Here is a 21,399-nt window from a genome sequence, read left to right as displayed (position 1 = left end):
TCCTTACTCCAGCCTGCGTTTTGTTTTTAGCCACGTCAGCCCAATGAACATCACCGCCGAGGCAACCAGAAACAGCACATTGACCAGCAGTACCACTGGAATATTGCCCGCCAGAAACAGGCTTTGCAGGGTACTTACAAAGTAACGCGCCGGAATGATATAGGTTACCGCGCGGATCACCGCTGGCATGCTATCGATTTGAAAAATAAAGCCAGACAACATAATGGAAGGCAGAAATGCGGCATTCAGCGCCACCTGGGCGGCATTAAACTGATTACGGGTGACGGTAGAGATCAGCAGCCCCATGCCCAGCGTACTGAGCAGAAACAGACTGGTGATCAAAAACAGCAGCAGTAACGAGCCCCGGTAAGGCACGCCGAGAATAAATACCGACACCAGCATGCACAGCAACATCGCCAGCATGCCAAGAAAGTAATAGGGGATAAGTTTACACAGCAGCAGTTCCACCCGCGTTACTTCGGTGGACAGCAGAGCTTCCATCGTACCGCGCTCCCATTCGCGGGCGACCACCAGCGAGGTGAGGATGGCACCAATCACCGTCATGATGATGGTCACTGCACCAGGAATAATAAAATGCTGGCTAATGGCGGCTGGGTTAAACCAGTAGCGGGTCTGAATATCAATCAAGGTATCAAACGACTGGCCGCGATCTTCCGCCCGTTGCTGCTGCCAGAGTTGCCAGATGCCCTGAATATAACCCTGTACAAAGTTCGCAGTATTCGGTTCGCTGCCGTCAGTGATCACCTGAATCGGCGCGTTATCGCCCGCCCGCGCCATCTGCGCGGCAAAATTGACCGGAACCACCACCAACCCGCGAATGCGTCCGGCCTGCATCATCTGGATCAACTGCTGGCGGTTGTCGCTGATGGTCGCATCAATAAACGGTGAACCCGTCAGCGTGTGGGTGAAATCCAGCGCCTCTTCACTGTGCTGCTCCAGCAACACCCCGACACGCAGTTTGCTGGAGTCGAGGTTAATGCCGTAGCCGAAAATAAACAGCAACAGCAGCGGGATCACCACCGCAATGAGCCAGCTACTGGGGTCGCGCACAATTTGCCGCGTCTCTTTTACACACAGCGCGCGCACGCGCCGCCAGCACAGCGCTTTACGCATCATGGTGCTCCTTATCCCAGTTTTGAATCAGCGTAATAAACGCATGCTCCATGGTGGGATCGGCGTGATCCGCATCGGCCGTCTGCGCTTTCAGCGCGTCAGGCGTTCCGCTGGCGATCAGTTTGCCACGGTACACCAGGCCGATGCGGTCGCAATACTCCGCCTCATCCATAAAGTGCGTGGTGACCATCACCGTGACCCCTTTTTCCACCATGCTGTTGATATGCAACCAGAACTCACGGCGCGTGAGCGGATCGACGCCCGAGGTCGGCTCATCCAGAAACAGAATATCGGGTTCATGCATCAGCGAGCAGGCGAGCGCCAGTCGCTGTTTAAAACCGAGCGGTAGCGCGTCGGTGGCGTGGCTGGCTATCTCCTGTAAACCGAATGCGTCACACATGCGGGCAATTTTCTCGCGCTGTGCCTGGCCGCGCAGGCCATAGACGCCGGAAAAAAAGCGCAGATTCTGTTCAACGGTCAGGTTGCCATACAGGGAAAACTTCTGCGCCATATAGCCAAGGTGCTGGCGGGCTTTGCCGGAGCTGACTTTAAGATCCATGTTGAGCACCAGCGCCTGGCCTTCCGTGGGCACCAGCAAACCACACATCATTTTAAAGGTGGTGGACTTCCCGGCACCGTTGGGGCCGAGCAGACCAAAAATTTCCCCGCGTTTAACGGCAAAATTCACGTGATCGGTGGCAGCAAAATCACCAAATTTTTTGGTCAGCGATTTGGCTTCAATCACCGTTTCCTGCGCGTTGCCCTCTACGGTGTGCAGAATTGCGCCGAGCGGTGATTCGGCGGTTGCCGCACCGCCCAGCAAATCAATAAATGCATCCTCAAAACGCGGTGCCGTTTCCGTCATCTGCAACGGGGGCATATTATCTGCCGCCTGTACCTGTGCAGCCTGCGCCTCTTTGCGCAGGATCATACGCACCGAACGCCCCTGGATCATCGCATCACTGACTTGTGGGTGTTTCAGCAGTCTGCGCAGAAGTCGGCGGTTGTTCTCCTGCGGGCTGGAGACTAAAAAGCTGCGCCCGGCCATGGTTTGCGTCAACGCTTTAGGCGCGCCCTGATAAAGCAGTTCTCCCTCATTCATAAGCAGCACATCACGGCACTGTTCAGCCTCGTCCAGATAGGAGGTGCTCCAGAGGATCAACATGCCTTCACCCGCCAGTTCATGCACCATTTGCCACAGTTCGCGGCGGGAAATGGGATCGACGCCGACGCCCGGCTCATCCAGTAACAGCACTTTAGGTTCGCCGACCAGCGTACAGGCCAGCCCAAGCTTTTGTTTCATACCGCCGGAGAGTTTCCCGGCCAGGCGGCTGGTGAACGGGGCAAGCGAGGTAAATTCCAGCAGCCGGGCAAACGTCTGCTGTCGTTTTTCCCCGGTAACGCTGCGCAGATCGGCATACAGCCTGAGGTTTTCCATCACCGTCAGATCTTCATACAAGCCGAATTTTTGCGGCATGTATCCCAGCATGGCATGCAGTTCAGCGTCCTGGCGAATGGGATCCAGCCCCATCACGCGCACCTCGCCCTGATCGGCTTTCATTAACCCGGCCAGCATGCGCATCAGCGTGGTTTTCCCCGCGCCATCCGGCCCCACCAGCCCGGTGACATACCCTGCGTTAATCGTACAGTCCAGGTGTGCGACGGCGGGTTTATCCATGCCGGGAAAGCGTTTTACCAGACTGCGTAAATTAATCGTCGCTTCATTCATGGCCTGCCTCATCGCTAAAACGCAGCGTGACCGGCATACCCTGGCGCAGCGTGTCGTCAGCATCGGTGACAATAATGCGCAGACGGTAGACGAGATCGGTGCGTAAATCCGGGGTTTCGACTGTTTTCGGCGTAAATTCAGCGGTGGGGGAGACAAAACCGATTTTCCCATGAAACGGTTGATTCGGGCGGCCGTCGGTATAAAGCAACACCGCCTGACCGGCTTTTGCGCGATGCAGGTTTGGCTCGTCAATATAAGCACGTACCCGCACCGGGCGGGTTAATGACAATGTCAGCACGGTGCTGCCTGCGCTGAGCATGCTACCTGGCTCAACGGCACGCGTTAGCAGTGTGCCATCCGACGGCGCGACCAGCGTGGTGTCATGCAGGTCGAGTTGCGCCTGTGCCAGCGCCGCCTCGGCTTGTTCCAGGCTGGCTTTGGCCTGGGCGATTTCCTGCGGGCGGTTACCGGCCCGGTACTGACTCAGTTTGTCCTGGGCCGATTTCAGCGTAGCCTGCGCCTGGTCGCGTGCCGAGCGGGCATTTTCCAGATCGTTTGCCGAAATGGCCCGGCTTTTCAGCAGCCCTTGCTGGCGCTGATAGTAATTCTGTGCGTAATCGTAGGCGGCGCGTGCCTGATTGACCGCGGCGGCCGCCTGAGCAATTTCCTCATCCCGGTAGCCTGCGGTGGCCAGCGAATATTTCGCTTGCGCGGTAGCAACATTGGCCTGGGCCTGCAACAGCGCATTTTCATACGGGGCTTTGTCGATTTCGCCCAGCGGCTGGCCACGTTTGATTGCATCGCCTTCGTCCACTGTCAGCGAGGCGAGACGCCCGCCGACGCGGAAACTGAGATTAACAGTACGGATATCGACGTTACCGTACAGGGTGAATGTGCTCTGCTGTTTACTCTGATACCACATCCAGCCACCGCCCAGCGCGGCGAGAACAACAACGACCAGCAACACGACGACGACAGGTTTTTTCATTACTCCAGGCTCCTGAGGGTTAATCCTTGCAAAATCAGATCGATATGACAGGTGATTACCTGAAAAATCAGTGCTGATTTTTGCTCATCAAACTCGGTCCAGCCTGCACGCAGCAGGAATGTTTCACGCCCCAGACGAAACGCGAGAATTTCGCCCAGTAGCGCATGGGTATGAATAATGGTTTGCGTATCTTCAGCGTCTCGCCCGGTATAGGCGGCAAGCAGGCGCGTAAGATGGCAATGCAGGGGGGCGATAACCTGATCATGTACCAGCTGGTAAGCACGGGTAGGGGAGAGCTGCTCGCGTGAAATAAACTTACTGAGGTTCAGCGTTTCGTCGTGCGTCAGCAGGGTGATCATATTTTTACAGGCGCGATGAATAAGCCCCCGGATTTCCTCTTTTTCAACGTTGGGTTGGGCCAGTAACGTTTCGGCAGCCTGAGCGTGCGGGCGGAAATTCTCATTAATAAAGTCGGCAATCCATTGCGCACAGGCGAGGTACAAATCTTCTTTGGACCCAAAGTAGTAAGTAATGGCGGCGATGTTTTGCCCGGCCTGCGCGGCAATATCTCGCGTTGTGGCATGCAGCCCGTATTCGCCAAATTGCGCAAGTGCGGCGGCAATTAACTGGCTTTTGGCATGTTCGCCTTTGCTGGTGGTTGGGATTGTATTCATGGTGGTGATGAAAATTAATCAATCGATTGATTAAATTTAGGCTGGAGGGACAAGGTTGTCCAGTATGAAAGGGGCAAATTATGCTCAGGCCGTACTTTGGGGGATAATTTATGCGTGTGATCACAAAAGCTGATACACTCCGCCCCTTCATGACATTGTGGTTTTTGTCATCAGTCAAATTATTATCTCCCTGAAAACTACACCTGTAACAGGTCGGGGCGGTGCGGAGTTGTTATGTCATTTGATGCCCTTGGCCTGAATTCGGATATCCTGCGTGCTGTTGCTGAGCAGGGCTATGTTCAGCCGACCCCTATTCAACAGCAAGCTATCCCGGCGGTGTTGCAAGGCCGCGACCTGATGGCCAGCGCCCAGACCGGTACAGGTAAAACGGCAGGCTTTACGCTGCCCTTGTTGCAGCGCCTGATTCAGAACGAACCGCATGCGAAGGGCCGCCGCCCGGTACGTGCGCTGATCTTAACCCCAACCCGTGAACTGGCGGCGCAGATTGGCGAAAACGTTGCAGCCTATAGCAAATACCTGAACATTCGCTCGCTGGTTGTTTTCGGCGGTGTCAGCATTAACCCACAAATGATGAAATTGCGCGGTGGCGTCGATGTGCTGGTGGCAACACCGGGGCGTTTGCTGGATCTGGAACATCAAAATGCACTGAAACTGGATAGCGTTGAGATCCTGGTGCTGGATGAAGCCGACCGCATGCTGGATATGGGCTTTATTCATGATATTCGCCGTGTGCTGGCGAAGCTGCCGGCGAAACGTCAGAACTTGCTGTTTTCCGCCACGTTCTCTGATGAGATCAAACAGCTGGCGGAAAAACTGCTGCGTAACCCGCTGGAAATCGAAGTCGCCCGTCGCAACACTGCTTCCGAGCAGGTGACACAGCATGTGCACTTTGTCGATAAAAAGCGTAAACGGGAACTGCTGTCGCAGATGATTGGCGAAGGAAACTGGCAGCAGGTGCTGGTATTTACCCGTACCAAGCACGGCGCGAACCATCTGGCGGAGCAACTGAATAAAGACGGGATCACTAGCGCGGCTATTCACGGGAATAAAAGCCAGGGCGCACGTACCCGCGCACTGGCGGATTTTAAATCCGGTGATATTCGCGTACTGGTTGCTACCGATATTGCGGCCCGTGGTCTGGACATCGAAGAGTTGCCGCACGTTGTTAACTACGAGCTGCCGAATGTGCCGGAAGATTACGTTCACCGTATCGGCCGTACGGGCCGCGCTGCAGCGACCGGTGAGGCATTGTCGCTGGTGTGTGTAGATGAGCACAAACTGCTGCGCGATATCGAACGGTTGCTGAAAAAAGAGATCCCGCGCATTGCATTGGCAGGCTACGAGCCGGATCCGTCAATCAAAGCGGAACCGATCCAGAATGGTCGTGGTCAGGGTGGTGGCCGCCAGGGCAGTGGTCGCGGGCAGGGGGCCGGTGGCCGCAGTCAGTCTGCGCCGCGTCGTAACGAAGGCGAGGCGCAAAAAGCGCGCGCGCCGCGCCGCAGCGAAGGTGGCTCCCGTCGCCTTGATGGTAACCCGGCAAATGCCCAGACCCCGCGTGATAACCAGGGCAAACCGGCAGGAAATTCAGCTCGCCGTCGCCGTCCACGTAAGCCTTCTGCAGGTCAGTAATGCAGGATTAACCGGAGGCGCGATGCGCCAGCCGGTGAAGAACGCCGCCGTCGGGCTAATGCCTGCCGGCGGCGTTGTCTTATCAGGGGGTTGTGATGGGTTACCCGGCAAAACGTGCCAGCCAGCTCTGGCGGGCTTCCCGCGCACGCTGCGCCACGCTTGCCTGTGGGTCAGAATTAAAGCCGTGCCAGGCCCCCGGCCAGACATTCAGCTCCACGCTCACACCTGCGCGAATCAACCGTTGCGCATAGGCCACATCTTCATCCAGAAACAGATCCAGCGTGCCAACGCCAATCCAGGTGGGGGGTAATCCCGTCACCTCCGTAGCCCGCGCCGGGGCGGCATACGGCGAAACCCCTTCGCTGCCCGGTTCACAGCTCAGAAGCGCCCGCCAGGCAAAACGGTTATTTTCTCGCGTCCAGATAAACTCCCCGGTGACCGGATTGACATCAGTTGCGGTCGCGGTACGGTCGTCGAGCATCGGGAACATCAGGTTCTGAAACGCCAGTTGTGGCCCGTGGTGATCGCGCGCCCAGAGCGCCAGCCCGGCGGCAATGCCCGCGCCAGCGCTGTCACCCATCAAGCCAATATTACTGGCGTTGATACCCAGCATGTCGGCGTTTTCCACCATCCATACCAGTGCGGCATAGCAATCGTTCAGCGAGCCGGGAAAGCGTGTTTCCGGTGACAGGCGGTAATCGACCGAGACCACCACGCAATCGTGGCGGGCTGCTGTCGGCCGGGTCAGTGACAGCGATTGTTCCGGGCTGCCGAACAGATGGCCACCACCGTGAATATGTAAAACCCCCATTCGCCCGGCACGCGGTTGTTGCGGGGCGATGACGCGCACTCTTACCGGGGGGGGACCTACCATGTGCTCCGACATCGTCAGCGCCAGTCCATCGTGCTGGTGCATATTCTCCAGCGCGGCTAGCTGGCGTTGTTGGCGGATGGCGGGAAAGTCGGCGGCGTCAAGGGAGGAAGGTGTCCAGGATTGAATAGCGGGGCGAAGCTCAGGATCAACCAAATGCCATGTGCTCATGCGAAAACCTTTATCGTCTGCGGGTCAACGTAAAGGAAGCGCCGTAGCGCTTCCTGAATGCAACCTTACAGCACTTCGCCGTTGCTGGCGATAACCTGCTGATACCAGTCAAAACTTTTCTTCTTGCTGCGTTTCAGTGTGCCCTTGCCTTCGTTGTCTTTGTCGACATAGATAAAGCCATAGCGTTTTTTCATCTCCCCGGTTCCGGCACTGACGATATCAATCGGCCCCCACCACGTATAACCCATGATGTTGCACCCATCTTCAATGGCTTCCGCCATCGCCTGAATATGACGACGCCCATAATCGATACGCGCCTGATCGTTGATTTGCCCGCTGGCATCCGGCTCATCCACTCCGCCATAACCATTCTCGACAATAAACAGTGGCTTACGGTAACGATCCGCCAGTTCGTTGCACACAATGCGGAAGCCCTGCGGATCGATAGGCCAGCCCCATTCGGTTTTTTCAAGGAAGGGGTTATCCAGCCCGGCGGTACCGCCGGTGTCAATGCGGAACTGGCCGCCCGCCTGATGCAGTACGCTGCGGTAATAGCTAAAGCCGAGATAATCCGAAGGGTAATCTGCCAGCAGTTGCAGGTCGCCGTCGGCAATTTCCAGCTCGACGCCAGATTCGCGGAACAGACGCGGCGCGTAGGCCGGATAGTGGCCGAACATCATTACATCGGAAAAGAATAGCGAGCGTCGGCGTAATTGCATCGTAGAGAAAATATCATCCGGATTACAGGTGGCCGGGTAGACGGTACTTAGTGATAACATGCAGCCAATTTGCGCGGTGGGGATAATCGCATGACATAGCTTGTTCGCCAGCGCGTTCGCCACAAACTGGTGATGGTTGGCCTGCCAGATATCTTGCGCGCTGGCGTCGGCATCCACTGCACCGGTGGCGAATGGCATGCGGTTCATGTTATTCAGCTCGTTAAAGGTCATCCAGTATTTGACTTTTCCCTGGTAGCGCCGGAACACCGTCTCGCAATAGCGTGCGAAAAAATCAATAAGTTGTCTGTTTTTCCAGCCGCCATATTCCTGGTAGAGCGCCAGCGGGGTTTCGTAGTGGGAAAGGGTGATCACCGGCTCAATACCGTATTTGAGCAACTCATCAAACAGCCTGTCGTAAAACGCCAGCCCTGCTTCGTTGGGCGTGGTTTCATCGCCACGCGGGAAAATGCGCGTCCAGGCAATTGACGTGCGGAAACATTTGAACCCCATTTCGGCAAAGAGCGCCACGTCTTCTTTGTAATGATGGTAAAAGTCCACCGCCTGGTGGCTGGCGTAATAGCGGCCTGGGTCGACGACTGCATCATGTTGACCGGAGGCGATGCCGCCCCGTACCACGTCGGCGATAGACGGCCCTTTACCGTCTTCATTCCACGCCCCTTCCGCCTGGTTGGCGGCAATTGCGCCGCCCCATAAGAAATCTTTCGGGAATACAGCCATTTCCGCTCCTTAATCCGTTAAATCTGCGCCGTTAGAGGCGATCAGTTTTTTATACCAGTGGTAGCTTTTCTTCAGCGATCGGGCCTGTGTGCCGTTGCCCATATCGTCCTGGTCCACATAAATAAACCCATAGCGCTTAGAGATTTGCGCCGTACCTGCGCTGACCACGTCAATTGGCCCCCACCAGGTATAACCAAACAGGTCGACGCCATCGCCAATGGCTTCCTGCATCTGCGCGACGTGCTGGCGCAGGTAATCGATACGGTAATCGTCATCAATCGAACCATCCGGGTTAACGGTATCCACCGCACCCAAGCCATTTTCGGCAATAAACAGTGGTTTCTGGTAACGGTCATACAGTTGATTAAGCGCCAGGCGCAGCCCTTTCGGATCGATCTGCCAGCCCCACTGGCTGGTGGGCAAGTGCGGGTTACGAATGCCGCCAGTGATCATATTGCCTTCAGCCCCTTCCAGTTTTTCCGGGTGCGCGCTGACGGTACTCGACATGTAGTAACTGAAGGAGACAAAATCCACCGGGTGCTGGCGCAGGATCTCATCATCACCGACCACTTTTTGCAGCGTAACGCCTTTCTCCGCCAGCATGCGGTCGGTGTACGCCGGGTAGTAGCCGTGCGCCTGCACGTCGCTAAAGAACAGCGACACTCGCTGCATCTCTTCGCAGGCCTGCAAATCATCCGGATGGCAGGTATGCGGATAGAGCATCTGGTAGCTGATCATGCAGCCGACCTGCGAGCCAGGAATGATCGCGTGGCAGGCTTTGGTCGCCAGGGCGCTTGCCACAAACTGGTGGTGCGCGCCCTGGTATTTGTCCTGCTCAAGATGTGGGTTGTCTTCTTCGATCACCCCCACGCTGACATAAGGATGATGTTTGACGCAGTTAATCTCGTTAAAGGTCATCCAGTACTTCACTTTTTTGCGATAGCGGGTGAACACCGTCGTCGCAAAGCGCACGTAAAACTCCACCAACTGGCGATTTGGCCAGCCGCCGTAATCGGTGACCAGCGCCAGTGGCATCTCATAGTGCGAGAGCGACACAATGGGTTCGATGCCGTGCGCCAGTAACGTGTCGAAGACCTCATCGTAAAATTTCAGCCCGGCTTCGTTCGGTGTCGTCTCATCGCCGCGTGGAAAGATGCGTGTCCAGGCTATCGACATGCGAAAGCATCTAAAGCCCATTCCGGCAAACAGCGCGATATCCTCTTTAAAGTGGTGGTAGAAGTCGTTGCCTTTGCGTTTGGGGTAATATTTTTTACTGTTGGGATCCTGCGCTTCACGGACCTGCGCGTGGGTCATGCCCAGCCACTGATCGAGCCAGCGTTCACGGGGCAGTTCGCTATCAAAGGTGTAGACATCCGAGACGGACAACCCTTTGCCGTCCACGTTCCATGCGCCTTCCAGCTGGTTTGCGGCAGTGGCGCCCCCCCATAAAAACCCTTCCGGAAATGCTTTCGAAAATGCCATCTTTCTGCTCCTTATGCCGCTGTTGCGGTCAGTGTGAGAAATTCATCCCGGCTGGCGACATCGCCATTGGCTTTAACCGGGCTGATGTCGCCGTACTGTTCGCTGTTCGTCACCACCACGATCACGCTGGGATCGATGCCTTCGGCTTTCAGCGCCGCAAGGTCAAAGCTCACCAGTAAATCGCCCACTTCCACCACCTGCCCGACGGTGATATGGCGGGTAAAGTGCCGCCCGCCAAGCTTCACCGTATCGATACCAATATGAATCAGGATCTCTGCACCGGTATCGCTTTGCAGTGCCAGTGCGTGGTGAGTGTCGAACAGCGATTCCACTTTGCCGTTGACCGGCGAACGCAGCTCGCCACTGGTAGGGTAAATCGCCAGGCCTTTACCAAAAATTTCATCGGCAAAGACCGGATCGCTGAGCGTGTTCAGGGCTTTCAGTTCGCCGCTGACCGGAGCAAACAGTTTTTCTGCGCTGCGCGCCATCGGCATCGGACTCATGCCAGCGACCACCGTTTCTTCAAAGCCGAGCACCACTGTAACCACCGCAGCACACACGAAGGAGATGGCAATACTGACCAACGCCCATAAAAATGTCGGGCCAACCAGCGCCGGAAGACCGGGCAAGCCGCTAAGCGCAAAAGCATAGGTTTTGACACCCATCGCCATGGCGAAGCCGCCGCCGCAGGCACCGCCAATCAGCGCCGCAGCAAACGGGCGTTTATAACGAATATTGATGCCGTACATCGCCGGTTCGGTAATGCCCAATGCGGCACTGAAGCTGGTCGTGAGCGCCAGGGACTTTAGCTTTTTATCTTTGGCACGCAGGAACACGCCAAAAGCTGCTCCTGCCTGGCCCAGGTTGGCAACGTAGAAGAGGATTTTGAACGGGTCAAAACCCATCTGACTGATGTTGTTGATCATGATAGGCACCAGCACATAATGCATGCCGGTAATGATGATCATCGACAACGTACCGCCGACCACCACCCCCGCCACGATCCCCATGTTTTCCACCAGCCAGATAATGCCGCCAGAAAGCGCGTTACCAGCGAAAATGCCCAACGGACCAATGGCAATCAGCGTGATGGGGGTGACAATCACCAGGCTTAGCAGCGGCACAAACATGGTTTTCAACGCGCCAGGCATGAGGCGGTCAATGCCTTTTTCTACCCGGCTGAGCAACCACACCGCCAACAAAATGGGGATCACTGTCGAGGCATAATTCACTGTGGGCACCGGCAGACTCATAAAGCTCACTGGTGCGCCGGACTTGAACAGTGTCTGGATGGCGGGGTGGAACAGGGCGGCGGCAAGCGCAACCGCAACGTAGGGGTTTGCGCCAAATTTATTGGCCGCGCTGAAGGCCAGCGCCAGCGGCATAAAGTAGAAAACGCCGTCGCTGATTGCCAACAAGATTTGATAGGTCTGGTTGCTGGTTTCCAGCCAGTGCATGGCGACCAGCAGCGCCAGTACACCTTTGAGGATACCGGCCCCGGCAATCGCCGGAATGATCGGTGAAAAAATACTGGATAAGCCTTCCAGTACAACTGACACCGGATTGTGGCGTTTGCCATGCTGCACCGCCCCACCTGCCGAAACGCCCGGCAGTAACGCCTGCAGCGCCTCGCACAGCGGTGCGACGTCGTTGCCAATAATCAACTGATATTGATCGCCGGAGATATTCACGCCAATGACGCCATCCAGTGCTTCCAGCGCCGCACGGTCGGCCTTGTCGTTCTCTTTGAGTAAAAATCGCAGACGGGTAATACAGTGAAAGAGCGAGAGAATATTGTCCTTGCCGCCGATCCGGGTAATGATCTGCTGCGCGGTATTCTGATAGTTCATGGTCATTCCTCCAGACTGCCACCTGCATTGCAGGTGTCATAACAATTACCGGTAAGTTACCGGCGCGTTGTTCTTCTGGGGTTTGCCTGATTTAACAGTAACAAGCCTGGAAAGAATAGGTTTACGACTCTGCCCGTTGCACCACGTTTTCTATATGCACGGTCAGATAGAGCTTTTCCGAGTTGCTCATGGTGTGGTGATAGTTTTTGCCGACAAACTCATTAATTGCATCAACACATTTCAGGGTTGTCTGATAACGACGTTGCACCATGGCAAATAACTCTTCGTCGTCATTATTTAACACCACACCATCAATCACCCGTTGGGCAAAGAACTTCAAATGGGTAATAAATCGCTGATAGTTCAGACTGTGCTCATCGAGTGGCAGGCTAAAAAAATATTTAACAATATTCTGGAGCTGGTAAATAAGGCGCGTAATTTGCGCGGTTTTACCCATGGTGTCATTCAGCCCGGCGTTAACAATGTGCAGGGCGATGCTACAGGCCTCGCTGTCGGGTAATAACGTGCCTGTGCGTGCCACTATCATCCCCAGAGCCTGGCGGCCAATGCCATATTCTGCGGTATAAAAATGACGAACTTCCCACTCCAGCGGATTGGGCAGCACATCGTTATTTTGGCTACGTTGCAGGGCAAAATGCAGGTGATCGGCCAGCGTGACGTACAGCCCTTCGCTTAATTTGTGTGGCAGTGCATTCCGCGCCAGCGCGACAATATCGTCGGTCAGTTGCAGTATTTCTACCGGCACTTCGCTGACCAGATCTTTAAAGCGAGCGGAGATTTGCGAATCCTGCAGACGAAATATTTTTTCGATGGCTTGCTCGTCGACGACGGCGCCGCTGTGGGTATTAAAACCCAGCCCGCACCCGGTGAGAATAACCTCAAGGCCACGATCATCAATAGCGCTGACAACGTTATTATTTAATATTTGTTTGACCAGCATCGCCAACTCCTGCAAACAAAAACGGGCAAAACATAAATACAGCCGCGGACGGATTTGTCCTCTAAGTCTGCATTTAGGTTTTGCCCGATATTCGGTAACAAGCGTAATGCAGGTAAAAAACTAGCATTGCGTTGATGAATGATCAACGCGTCGGCAGGCGCATTAATGACCCGATATGCCAATTTGTGATCGGCTCTGCGAAAAATATTCTGTATCTGCGACTGGACGGTCGCTTTTAGGTACCCGCTTCCGCCTTGCAAAAACCGTTACCCCCGGCGCGCTAAAAATGCCACAATAATGGCTGTTTATACAGTATTTCAGGTTTCATCATGGCCCTTACCGCCGCGCTAAAAGCGCAGATTGCCGCCTGGTATAAGGCGTTGCAACAACAGATCCCGGACTTTATTCCCCGAGCGCCGCAGCGGCAGATGATTGCTGATGTCGCGAAAACGCTGGCGGGGGATGAGGGGCGGCATCTGGCGATTGAAGCGCCGACCGGTGTGGGGAAAACCCTCTCTTACCTGATTCCTGGTATTGCTATCGCCCGTGAAGAGCAAAAAACGCTGGTGGTCAGCACCGCCAACGTTGCGCTGCAGGACCAAATCTTCAGCAAAGATTTGCCGTTGCTGCGTAAAATTATCCCTGACTTACGTTTTACCGCCGCTTTTGGGCGCGGTCGCTACGTTTGCCCGCGCAATCTGGCCGCGCTGGCGAGTACCGAACCCGATCAACAAGATCTGCTCGCCTTTCTGGATGATGAATTAACGCCGGGCAATAAAGAGGAGCAGAAGCTCTGCGCGGCGCTGAAAGCCGATCTGGATAGCTACAAATGGGACGGTCTGCGTGATCATACGGACAAAGCCGTTACTGACGATATGTGGCGACGCCTCAGCACCGATAAAGCCAGCTGCCTGAACCGTAACTGTCACTACTACCGGGAGTGCCCGTTTTTCGTTGCCCGGCGTGAAATTCAGGAAGCGGAAGTGGTGGTGGCGAACCATGCGCTGGTAATGGCGGCAATGGAGAGCGAAGCGGTGCTGCCGGAGCCAAAAAACCTGCTACTGGTACTGGATGAAGGCCACCATTTACCGGATGTCGCACGTGATGCGCTGGAAATGAGCGCGGAAATCACCGCCGCATGGTATCGGCTGCAGCTCGATCTGTTCAGCAAGCTCATTGCTACCTGTCTGGAACAATTCCGCCCGAAGACCACGCCGCCACTGGCGACACCAGAGCGGCTGAATGCCCACTGTGAAGAGTTATATGAGCTGATTGCTTCGCTGAATAACATACTTAATCTCCTGCTGCCTGCCGGGCAGGAAGCTGAACACCGCTTTGCGATGGGGGAACTGCCGGACGAGGTGATGGCTATTTGCCAGCGTCTGGCGAAACTGACGGAGATGTTGCGGGGCCTGGCAGAGCTGTTCCTGAATGATTTAAGTGAGAAAACGGGCAGTCACGATATCGTGCGCCTGCACCGCGTGATCCTGCAAATGAACCGCGCGCTGGGAATGTTTGAAAGCCAGAGCAAGTTGTGGCGGCTGGCATCGATGGTACAGGCGTCGGGTGCGCCTGTCTCCAAATGGGCGACGCGAGACATGCGTGATGGCCAGTTGCATCTGCAGTTTCACTGTGTGGGGATCCGCGTCAGCGATCAGCTGGAGAAACTGCTTTGGCGCAGCGTACCGCATATTGTCGTCACCTCCGCCACGCTGCGCTCGCTGAACAGTTTTAGCCGTTTACAGGAGATGAGCGGCCTGCGAGAGAAGGCTGGCGATCGCTTTGTGACACTGGACTCGCCGTTCAATCATGTTGAGCAGGGCCAAATTGTTATTCCGCAAATGCGCTACGAGCCGCTGATAGAAAACGAGGAACAGCACATTGCTGAAATGGCAACCTGGTTTCGCGAGCAAGTGGAGAGCAAAGCCCATCCGGGCATGCTGGTGCTGTTTGCCAGTCAGCGGGCAATGCAACTGTTTTTGACCTATGTTACCGATCTGCGCTTGTTACTGTTGGTGCAGGGCGATCAACCGCGTTATCGGCTCGTGGAGCTGCATCGCAAACGGATCGATGCTGGCGAACGCAGCGTACTGGTGGGGCTGCAATCCTTCGCTGAAGGGCTGGATTTAAAAGGCGATTACCTGACACAAGTACATATCCATAAAATTGCTTTCCCGCCTATCGACAGCCCGGTGGTGATCACCGAAGGGGAGTGGTTAAAGAGCCTCAACCGCTATCCGTTTGAAGTGCAGAGCCTGCCGAGCGCCTCGTTTAACCTGATCCAGCAGGTCGGGCGGCTGATCCGTAGTCATGGTTGTCGTGGAGAAGTAGTGATTTACGACAAGCGGCTGCTGACAAAGCGCTACGGTAAACGCCTGCTTGATGCGCTACCGGTGTTTCCTATTTCACAACCGGCGATGCCCGACGTTATAGTGAAGAAACCAGAACAAAAGCGCCGCAGGCGCCGTTAACGATGTGAGCACGTAAGGAGTTTCCATGGACTACCGCACCATCATTAAAGAGATTGGCCGGGGGAAGAATCACGCCCGGGATCTGGATGTTGATACCGCGCGCGGGCTGTACACGCAAATGCTTAATGGCGAGGTGCCAGAACTGGAGATGGGCGGCATTCTGATTGCCCTGCGCATTAAAGGTGAAGGCGAAGCGGAAATGCGGGGTTTTTACGAGGCTATGCAGCAGCACACCGTCACGCTGACCCCGCCCGTGGCGAAACCGATGCCGATTGTTATTCCCAGTTATAACGGTGCACGCAAGCAGGCTAACCTGACACCGCTGCTGGCCATATTGCTGACAAAGCTTGGTTTTCCGGTATTGGTGCACGGCGTCAGTGAAGATCCTTCCCGTGTGATAACGGAGAGTATTTTTAAATTACTCGGTATCGACGCGACCCTGCACGCCGGCCAGGCGCAGGCACGGCTCGAAGGGCATCAGCCGGTTTACATGCCGGTGAGCGCGCTTTGCCCGCCGCTGGAAAAACAGCTGGCGATGCGCTGGCGTATGGGGGTGCGTAACAGTGCGCACACGCTGGCGAAACTGGCCACGCCCTTTGAACCCGCAGCGGCGCTGCGCTTATCCAGTGTTTCACACCCGGAATATCTGACTCGTGTGGGCAAATTCTTTGCAGATATCGGCGGGCGTGGCCTGTTGATGCAAGGCACTGAAGGTGAGGTATACGCCAACCCGCAGCGTTGCCCGCAGATCAACCTTATTGATACGCAGGGCGAGCGTACTTTATTTGCACGCAATGATTCGCCTTCGCAGGCCGCCCCCGTCGGGGTAGCAAAAGACGCGGAAAGTACCGCACGCTGGATAGAACACTGCATTGCGGGTCGCGAAGCGGTGCCGGAGTCGTTGAAGATTCAGTTAGCCTGCTGCCTGGTGGCGAGCGGAGAAGTGGCTTCGCTGGACGCCGGGCTGGCGCGGGTTGCGGAAAGTTTTTGACGAAAAAAAGCCCGTCACATCACTGGACGGGCAAAAACAGGGTAACAACAGGGTCAATGAGGGTGGAGCACCCCGGCAGAGGGTTATGTGCCGGGGGTAAAACTTCGGTCAGGTTATTTGTAGATAACCGCGGTGCCGCTCATTTTGTTATTGCCGTTAGCGGAAGTGATGCTGTAGCCAGATGCGCCAGCTGCTTGTGCTTTTTGCGCCAGTTTTGCTTCCAGACCGTCCAGCGTGTCTGCATTGTCTGCAGAAACAACACCGATTTTATTCAGATTTTCGGCCTGAGCCGGGCTGACGGATTGTGCAGCAAACGCGCCAAAGGAGAGGGTGGACAGGGCGATAGCAGCAACAGCATATTTAATGGTTTTCATGGTTAAATTCTCGCAGGTTATTCTGTATGGAAGACGATGTTCCGTCGATGTGATAAGTATCACGGTTTTTCGCGAGAGATAAAATCGAAGAGAATTGACGGCGTTGTTCTAAAAAATTGAACGATAGACAACTTTTTGTATTTTAAGGTTTTTATTAGGATTTGAGCGCGTATCAGCGGCCGCGTTGAAGCGTCGAAAGATTTGCGGCACATTTTGCTACGTGGCGGGAATCATTCTGTGGATGTAAAGGCAACCGCTTGCGCTGGTTACAGAGGTCAGGAAACGTCAACGTAGCTGGCTATCTTTCGAACCTCTGCGATTATATCCTGAAAATGTAGAGTTATGTAAATCTTTCTTCTGTTGGCAGGATACGCATAAACGCACCCCCGGGATCGCTTTACGACGCGCTTCCGGAATGGGTTCGCCACACTCCTCACACTCTTTTAGACTGTCGCCCGCCGGGATGTCGCGGCGAGCACGCGCGACAGCATCTTCGATCGTACTGTCGATCTGTTGTTGTACCGCATCATCGTTTGCCCAACCTGAAGCCATAATGTTGCCCTCCGTATTAACAGTATAGTCGCGCAGGCCGGATCGGCGTCGACAGCTGTTCCGGCCTGCCACACTGGCTAACGGTTATCCGGGCGAGTTAAATCAAAGCGCAGTGCTTCACTGATGCCGTAATAGGCCGATGGGCCGCCGGCACGCAGCACCGGTTGCGCTTTCGCTGTCTGGTAAATGCCCTCTTCTAAAAGCGACTCGTCGATATGTACCGCCACCACTTCACCCAGCACCAGCCAGGTATCAATGGCGCTGCCGGCTGCGCTCGTCAATTGAATGCACTGCGAAAGGCGACACTCAAAGTTGACCGGGCTTTCCGCAACGCGTGGCGCGCTAACAAGGCGTCCTGGCACTGGAGTCAGGCCCGCGCGGGTAAACTCGTCTTCACCATGCGGTAGTGAGGCGGAGGATTCATTCATCTGCACGGCTAAATCGCGGGTCGTCAGGTTCCAGACAAATTCTTTGGTTTCGCTGATGTTGCGCACGCTGTCTTTCCAGCCGCTGCTGGCAAAGCCAATGATCGGCGGGCGATAATTGAAACAGTTAAAAAAGCTGTACGGCGCAAGATTGCGGCGACCCGCGCCATCCAGTGAGGCTATCCAGCCAATCGGGCGAGGGCCAATAATGGCGTTGAGCGGGTCGTGGGGCAGGCCGTGGCCCTTCGACGGTTCATAAAAATACATAGCATGTCCACGTGATAAGAAAGTTTCTTCAGCCTCACTTATTTACCCGGCCAGCGTCAACGGGTATCTTACGCCGCTGCGAACAGGAGAATGCCATGAATGCCCAGAAGCCGGGTTTACACCCGCGTAACCGCCACCATAGCCGCTATGACCTCGGGGCGCTGTGCGCCGTCAATCCGTCACTGCATGATTTTATTATTGCTAATCCCAATGGCGAGCCGACGATTGATTTTGCGCAACCGCTGGCGGTAAAAGCCTTAAACAAGGCGCTGCTGGCGCAGTTTTATGGTGTGCGCGAGTGGGACATTCCGGACGGTTTTCTCTGCCCGCCAGTACCGGGGCGTGCTGATTATCTTCACCATCTGGCGGATGTGCTGGCTGAAAGCAATCAGGGCCAGGTTCCAATACAAGCCAGCGTGCTGGATGTGGGAACGGGCGCGAACTGTATTTATCCGCTGATTGGCGCTCACGAATATGGTTGGCGCTTTACCGGTAGCGAAGTGAATGATGCGGCCTTTGCCAGCGCGCAGGCAATTATCAACGCTAACCCTGGCTTAACCCGCGCAGTGCGCCTGCGTCGACAGAAAGATCCGGCGGCGATCCTGAACGGCATTATCCATAAGAATGAGCAGTACGATGCGGTCATCTGCAATCCGCCGTTCCACGACTCAGCGCAAAGTGCGCAGGCGGGCAGCGAGCGCAAGCGCCGAAATCTTGGGCAGTCGGCCGACGGCGCGCTGAATTTTGGCGGCCAGCAGCAGGAACTGTGGTGCGAAGGGGGGGAAGTGGCCTTTATCAGTAAGATGATTGCCGAAAGCCCGTCGTTTGCCCGCCAGGTGTTATGGTTTACCTCGCTGGTTTCTCGCGGCGATAACCTGCCAGAACTCTACCGCGCTCTGACCCGGGCTGGCGCTGTGAAAGTGCTGAAAAAAGAGATGGCCCAGGGGCAAAAGCAGAGCCGCTTTATTGCCTGGACCTTCCTTGATGATAATCAGCGCACCCGCTGGGGACAGACGCGTTTCAAAGCGTAGGTTCAGCCGGTGGCTGCGGCCCTGTGCCTGACACGGGTTGCTGTAGTGCGGGGCTGCCCGGCGGGGGCAGTACCTGATAGGTTTGCACTGGCGGGCGCACGTTCGCCAGATCGAAATGTTTCTTCACCATCGTGTCGAGGGCGAAACGTACCGTCCACTGTTTAAGCGGCAGCGTGGTGAAGGTCACGCGCAGCGTAAAGGCGGTGTTGGTTAACCCGACCAGGCCGGTGAACGAAGGCTCGCCGATGATCAGCCCGCGAATATCCTCCTTTTCCAGCAGTTCAGCAACGGCATCTTTCAGCGCCTGGTTCGCTCTGTCGGCGTCTTCGTGGCGATCGACATCATAATTCGCTACCACAGAGCCAATACCGCGAACAAAGTTGGCGAAGGTCGTGATCGATGACCAGGGAATAATGTGATACGCCCCGGTATCCTGACGTACGCCGACGGAGCGAATAGTCATGCGTTCTACTGTGCCGGTTAGCGGGCCAATGGTCACCAAATCGCCGGTATTCATGCCATTCTCAAACTGAATAAATATCCCGGTGATAATATCTTTCACCAGCGTTTGTGACCCGAATGAAATCGCCAGGCCCAATGCACCTGCACCCGCAAGCAGTGGCGCGATGTTGACGCCAATTTCCGACAGCACAATCATCACTGTAATGGTACTGATCACGACCGCCAGCGCATTGCGAAACAGCGTTAATAATGTGCGGGTGCGTGCGCTGGGCAGCGGCCGGCCATGAATATCAGAGGCGAGGCGGTTTTCAATCAGGCTTGCCAGCAATGTCCAGCCCACCGCGGAAAAAAACAGGATCAGCGCAATACGGATCAAAATATCGACCGTTTTTTCACCTGCGCCATAGGTCAGCCACTGCCAGATATCAAACAGTCCCCACGCATTAAGCAGCAGCATAACCGTCACGCATACCACCAGGAAACGTGCCGTCTTCAGCGTGGCAGAGAGCCAGCCATTGAGCCGTTTTTGCAGCTCCGGATAGTTACGCTGTACCGGTGGTGAGAGCGTAATGGTTTTGTTCAGCCAGCGTGACAGCACGCCGGAAAGAAACGCCGCAATGCTCAGGATTGCCAGACTGCGAACGGTTGCGCCCATCATAAATTTCAGGCTGTTACCAGGATCGAACAACGAGAAGAAGAACAGCACAATAAAATAGGCACTTGCCAGCCAGTGCCAGACCAGGGCAAAGGCGCGGATAAACAGGCTGAAAAATGCCAGTGAGCGATCGGCCAGCGCGATCAAATGGTGCTGGATCTCTTTCTTGTTATGGAAGATCAGGTACAGCGCCCAGACCGTGATAAACAGCATAATCACCACATTTGCCAGCGCGCCAAATTGCACGTTGACCTGGTTTGAGATGATTGGCACGGCGACCAGCAGGCCATAACCAATCAGGCTGCTGAGCGCACTCAAGCGCAGGTGCCAGTAACGGGCGGTATGATCTTCAATGCGGAACGGGCGCAAGTCTGGTATGCGTGGGCAAAACACCAGCCGCAAAATGGCTTTAAAAAATTCAATCAAGGCAAACGCATTGAGGAACAGGCTCTGCTGGAAAGCAATAGTGCGGTTGCCATTATTCAGTGCGGCGCTGAGCAACTGCCCAACGAACAGTGTCAGCGCCAGCAGCAGCAGATCGATAATGAACGCGCCGATGATCATGGCGGGAAGCTGAAGCCAGTTGCTGCGATCGCGGTTTTTCCGCCGTCCCCACGCGCCCATTTTGCGGTACAGCGGCAGTACGCAGAGCCGAACCAGCATCCAGAAGGCAAACACCAGCGCGGCCAGCAGTAAAAAATATCCCGCTGCATTCACAAAGGTCTGCGGGTTAAAAGTCTTATGCGGCGATCCCATCAGGTTGCGGTACAGCTGGGCAAAGCGCTGCGCCAGCGCTTCGCCATAATAATGGCTGACTTCAGTAATGTTCTCCAGCACGGTTTTTTGTTCTTTCACCTCTGGCGGGGTGATCGCTGGCACCGACTCCTGCGTGGGCGCCGTTGCCACTTTGCGTAGCTGGTCGATCAGTTCCTGCCGCGATGCATCGTTTTCCAGCACATCGGCCAGCGCGGCATAAGCCGCTTTTTTTTGTTCCACATCCGGCTCGGTGGTTTGTGAGGCTGGGGCATTGTTGGCTGCAGGGGTGATGCCGGGCAGAGTCGCCGCATGTAGCGGCGCGCACAGCAGGCTAATCAGTAGCACTATCCACGGCATAGGCTCCTCCGGTGAGAAAATCCCGCAAAAAGATAAGTATAGATGCCGTAACGAGGCGCTGAAGAATTGGGATAAATCCAGGCGAGGGCGA

The 21,399-nt window shown here is 55.4% G+C and carries 17 protein-coding genes; 4 read left to right on the top strand and 13 right to left on the bottom strand.

Features of this window, described 5'->3' with window-relative positions; all coding sequences use genetic code 11:
- Positions 1-3: 3 nt before the first annotated feature.
- From ACUY4S_RS15745 to cecR, 4 genes are read right to left on the bottom strand one after another with little or no spacing between them, the layout of a single operon-like run.
- Complete coding sequence (locus ACUY4S_RS15745) at positions 4-1,134, bottom strand: ABC transporter permease (RefSeq protein WP_312688740.1); 1,131 nt, start codon at positions 1,132-1,134, stop codon at positions 4-6.
- Positions 1,127-2,863, bottom strand: coding sequence for an ATP-binding cassette domain-containing protein (locus tag ACUY4S_RS15740; RefSeq protein WP_312688351.1), 1,737 nt, complete (start codon positions 2,861-2,863; stop codon positions 1,127-1,129). Before ACUY4S_RS15740 ends, ACUY4S_RS15745 begins: the two co-directional genes overlap by 8 nt.
- Positions 2,856-3,851, bottom strand: a complete 996-nt coding sequence (hlyD, locus tag ACUY4S_RS15735) for a secretion protein HlyD (protein ID WP_458021648.1) — start codon at positions 3,849-3,851, stop codon at positions 2,856-2,858. Before hlyD ends, ACUY4S_RS15740 begins: the two co-directional genes overlap by 8 nt.
- Entirely contained in the window at positions 3,851-4,525 is a 675-nt protein-coding gene (gene cecR / locus ACUY4S_RS15730; protein WP_312688356.1) for a transcriptional regulator CecR, read from the bottom strand. The genes hlyD and cecR overlap by 1 nt, the downstream gene beginning before the upstream one ends.
- 234 nt (positions 4,526-4,759) lie before the next feature.
- On the opposite strand from cecR, the gene rhlE reads away from it, so the two are divergent.
- Entirely contained in the window at positions 4,760-6,175 is a 1,416-nt protein-coding gene (gene rhlE, locus ACUY4S_RS15725; protein WP_312688359.1) for an ATP-dependent RNA helicase RhlE, read from the top strand.
- A 100-nt stretch (positions 6,176-6,275) separates the two neighbouring features.
- Here the strand turns inward: rhlE and ACUY4S_RS15720 are convergent, their stop codons facing one another.
- The 5 genes from ACUY4S_RS15720 to licT all read right to left on the bottom strand — a co-directional run bounded on the left by ACUY4S_RS15720 (position 6,276) and on the right by licT (position 12,967).
- The gene (locus ACUY4S_RS15720; protein WP_458021647.1) at positions 6,276-7,217 is read right to left on the bottom strand and encodes an alpha/beta hydrolase; all 942 of its coding nucleotides are present in this window, start codon (positions 7,215-7,217) and stop codon (positions 6,276-6,278) included.
- A 65-nt stretch (positions 7,218-7,282) separates the two neighbouring features.
- The gene (locus ACUY4S_RS15715) at positions 7,283-8,674 is read right to left on the bottom strand and encodes a glycoside hydrolase family 1 protein (RefSeq protein WP_312688366.1); all 1,392 of its coding nucleotides are present in this window, start codon (positions 8,672-8,674) and stop codon (positions 7,283-7,285) included.
- 9 nt (positions 8,675-8,683) lie between these two features.
- Positions 8,684-10,156 carry a glycoside hydrolase family 1 protein gene (locus ACUY4S_RS15710; RefSeq protein WP_458021646.1) on the bottom strand — a complete coding sequence of 491 codons (1,473 nt, stop codon included), beginning with the start codon at positions 10,154-10,156 and terminating at the stop codon, positions 8,684-8,686.
- 11 nt (positions 10,157-10,167) lie between these two features.
- Positions 10,168-12,006 carry a beta-glucoside-specific PTS transporter subunit IIABC gene (locus ACUY4S_RS15705; protein WP_458021645.1) on the bottom strand — a complete coding sequence of 613 codons (1,839 nt, stop codon included), beginning with the start codon at positions 12,004-12,006 and terminating at the stop codon, positions 10,168-10,170.
- Between the two features lie 121 nt (positions 12,007-12,127).
- Complete coding sequence (gene licT, locus ACUY4S_RS15700; protein WP_458021644.1) at positions 12,128-12,967, bottom strand: BglG family transcription antiterminator LicT; 840 nt, start codon at positions 12,965-12,967, stop codon at positions 12,128-12,130.
- A 329-nt stretch (positions 12,968-13,296) separates the two neighbouring features.
- On the opposite strand from licT, the gene dinG reads away from it, so the two are divergent.
- Complete coding sequence (gene dinG / locus ACUY4S_RS15695) at positions 13,297-15,438, top strand: ATP-dependent DNA helicase DinG (RefSeq protein ID WP_458021643.1); 2,142 nt, start codon at positions 13,297-13,299, stop codon at positions 15,436-15,438.
- Positions 15,439-15,463: 25 nt separating this feature from the next.
- A complete protein-coding gene (gene ybiB / locus ACUY4S_RS15690; RefSeq protein WP_312688382.1) occupies positions 15,464-16,429 on the top strand; it encodes a DNA-binding protein YbiB in 966 nt (321 codons plus the stop codon).
- 113 nt (positions 16,430-16,542) lie between these two features.
- Here ybiB and ybiJ read toward each other — a convergent pair whose 3' ends face one another.
- From ybiJ to ACUY4S_RS15675, 3 genes are all read right to left on the bottom strand, one after another.
- Positions 16,543-16,803 carry a DUF1471 family protein YbiJ gene (gene ybiJ / locus ACUY4S_RS15685; RefSeq protein ID WP_312688385.1) on the bottom strand — a complete coding sequence of 87 codons (261 nt, stop codon included), beginning with the start codon at positions 16,801-16,803 and terminating at the stop codon, positions 16,543-16,545.
- Between the two features lie 285 nt (positions 16,804-17,088).
- Positions 17,089-17,355 carry a DksA/TraR family C4-type zinc finger protein gene (locus ACUY4S_RS15680; protein ID WP_312688388.1) on the bottom strand — a complete coding sequence of 89 codons (267 nt, stop codon included), beginning with the start codon at positions 17,353-17,355 and terminating at the stop codon, positions 17,089-17,091.
- A gap of 77 nt (positions 17,356-17,432) precedes the next feature.
- Positions 17,433-18,047, bottom strand: coding sequence for a flavin reductase family protein (locus ACUY4S_RS15675; protein ID WP_312688391.1), 615 nt, complete (start codon positions 18,045-18,047; stop codon positions 17,433-17,435).
- Between the two features lie 95 nt (positions 18,048-18,142).
- Here ACUY4S_RS15675 and rlmF point away from each other — a divergent pair, with 95 nt between their 5' ends.
- Positions 18,143-19,078: a 23S rRNA (adenine(1618)-N(6))-methyltransferase RlmF gene (rlmF, locus tag ACUY4S_RS15670; protein WP_458021642.1), complete on the top strand. Its 936-nt coding sequence runs from the start codon at positions 18,143-18,145 to the stop codon at positions 19,076-19,078.
- Here rlmF and ybiO read toward each other — a convergent pair.
- Entirely contained in the window at positions 19,068-21,308 is a 2,241-nt protein-coding gene (ybiO, locus tag ACUY4S_RS15665) for a mechanosensitive channel protein (protein WP_458021641.1), read from the bottom strand. The genes rlmF and ybiO overlap by 11 nt on opposite strands.
- Between the last annotated feature and the right edge of the window lie 91 nt (positions 21,309-21,399).

Source organism: Kosakonia beeri (assembly GCF_054165705.1).
This window is presented reverse-complemented; position numbering and strand designations above follow the sequence as displayed.

What these genes read in the sequence shown, in the direction of transcription:
- cecR (WP_312688356.1), bottom strand. Translation starts at nt 4,525, where the DNA reads ATGAATACAATCCCAACCACCAGCAAAGGCGAACATGCCAAAAGCCAG.
- ACUY4S_RS15715 (WP_312688366.1), bottom strand. Translation starts at nt 8,674, where the DNA reads ATGGCTGTATTCCCGAAAGATTTCTTATGGGGCGGCGCAATTGCCGCC.
- ACUY4S_RS15745 (WP_312688740.1), bottom strand. Translation starts at nt 1,134, where the DNA reads ATGCGTAAAGCGCTGTGCTGGCGGCGCGTGCGCGCGCTGTGTGTAAAA.
- ybiO (WP_458021641.1), bottom strand. Translation starts at nt 21,308, where the DNA reads ATGCCGTGGATAGTGCTACTGATTAGCCTGCTGTGCGCGCCGCTACAT.
- ACUY4S_RS15740 (WP_312688351.1), bottom strand. Translation starts at nt 2,863, where the DNA reads ATGAATGAAGCGACGATTAATTTACGCAGTCTGGTAAAACGCTTTCCC.
- ybiJ (WP_312688385.1), bottom strand. Translation starts at nt 16,803, where the DNA reads ATGAAAACCATTAAATATGCTGTTGCTGCTATCGCCCTGTCCACCCTC.
- ybiB (WP_312688382.1), top strand. Translation starts at nt 15,464, where the DNA reads ATGGACTACCGCACCATCATTAAAGAGATTGGCCGGGGGAAGAATCAC.
- hlyD (WP_458021648.1), bottom strand. Translation starts at nt 3,851, where the DNA reads ATGAAAAAACCTGTCGTCGTCGTGTTGCTGGTCGTTGTTGTTCTCGCC.
- ACUY4S_RS15680 (WP_312688388.1), bottom strand. Translation starts at nt 17,355, where the DNA reads ATGGCTTCAGGTTGGGCAAACGATGATGCGGTACAACAACAGATCGAC.
- ACUY4S_RS15710 (WP_458021646.1), bottom strand. Translation starts at nt 10,156, where the DNA reads ATGGCATTTTCGAAAGCATTTCCGGAAGGGTTTTTATGGGGGGGCGCC.
- rlmF (WP_458021642.1), top strand. Translation starts at nt 18,143, where the DNA reads ATGAATGCCCAGAAGCCGGGTTTACACCCGCGTAACCGCCACCATAGC.
- ACUY4S_RS15705 (WP_458021645.1), bottom strand. Translation starts at nt 12,006, where the DNA reads ATGAACTATCAGAATACCGCGCAGCAGATCATTACCCGGATCGGCGGC.
- ACUY4S_RS15675 (WP_312688391.1), bottom strand. Translation starts at nt 18,047, where the DNA reads ATGTATTTTTATGAACCGTCGAAGGGCCACGGCCTGCCCCACGACCCG.
- dinG (WP_458021643.1), top strand. Translation starts at nt 13,297, where the DNA reads ATGGCCCTTACCGCCGCGCTAAAAGCGCAGATTGCCGCCTGGTATAAG.
- rhlE (WP_312688359.1), top strand. Translation starts at nt 4,760, where the DNA reads ATGTCATTTGATGCCCTTGGCCTGAATTCGGATATCCTGCGTGCTGTT.
- licT (WP_458021644.1), bottom strand. Translation starts at nt 12,967, where the DNA reads ATGCTGGTCAAACAAATATTAAATAATAACGTTGTCAGCGCTATTGAT.
- ACUY4S_RS15720 (WP_458021647.1), bottom strand. Translation starts at nt 7,217, where the DNA reads ATGAGCACATGGCATTTGGTTGATCCTGAGCTTCGCCCCGCTATTCAA.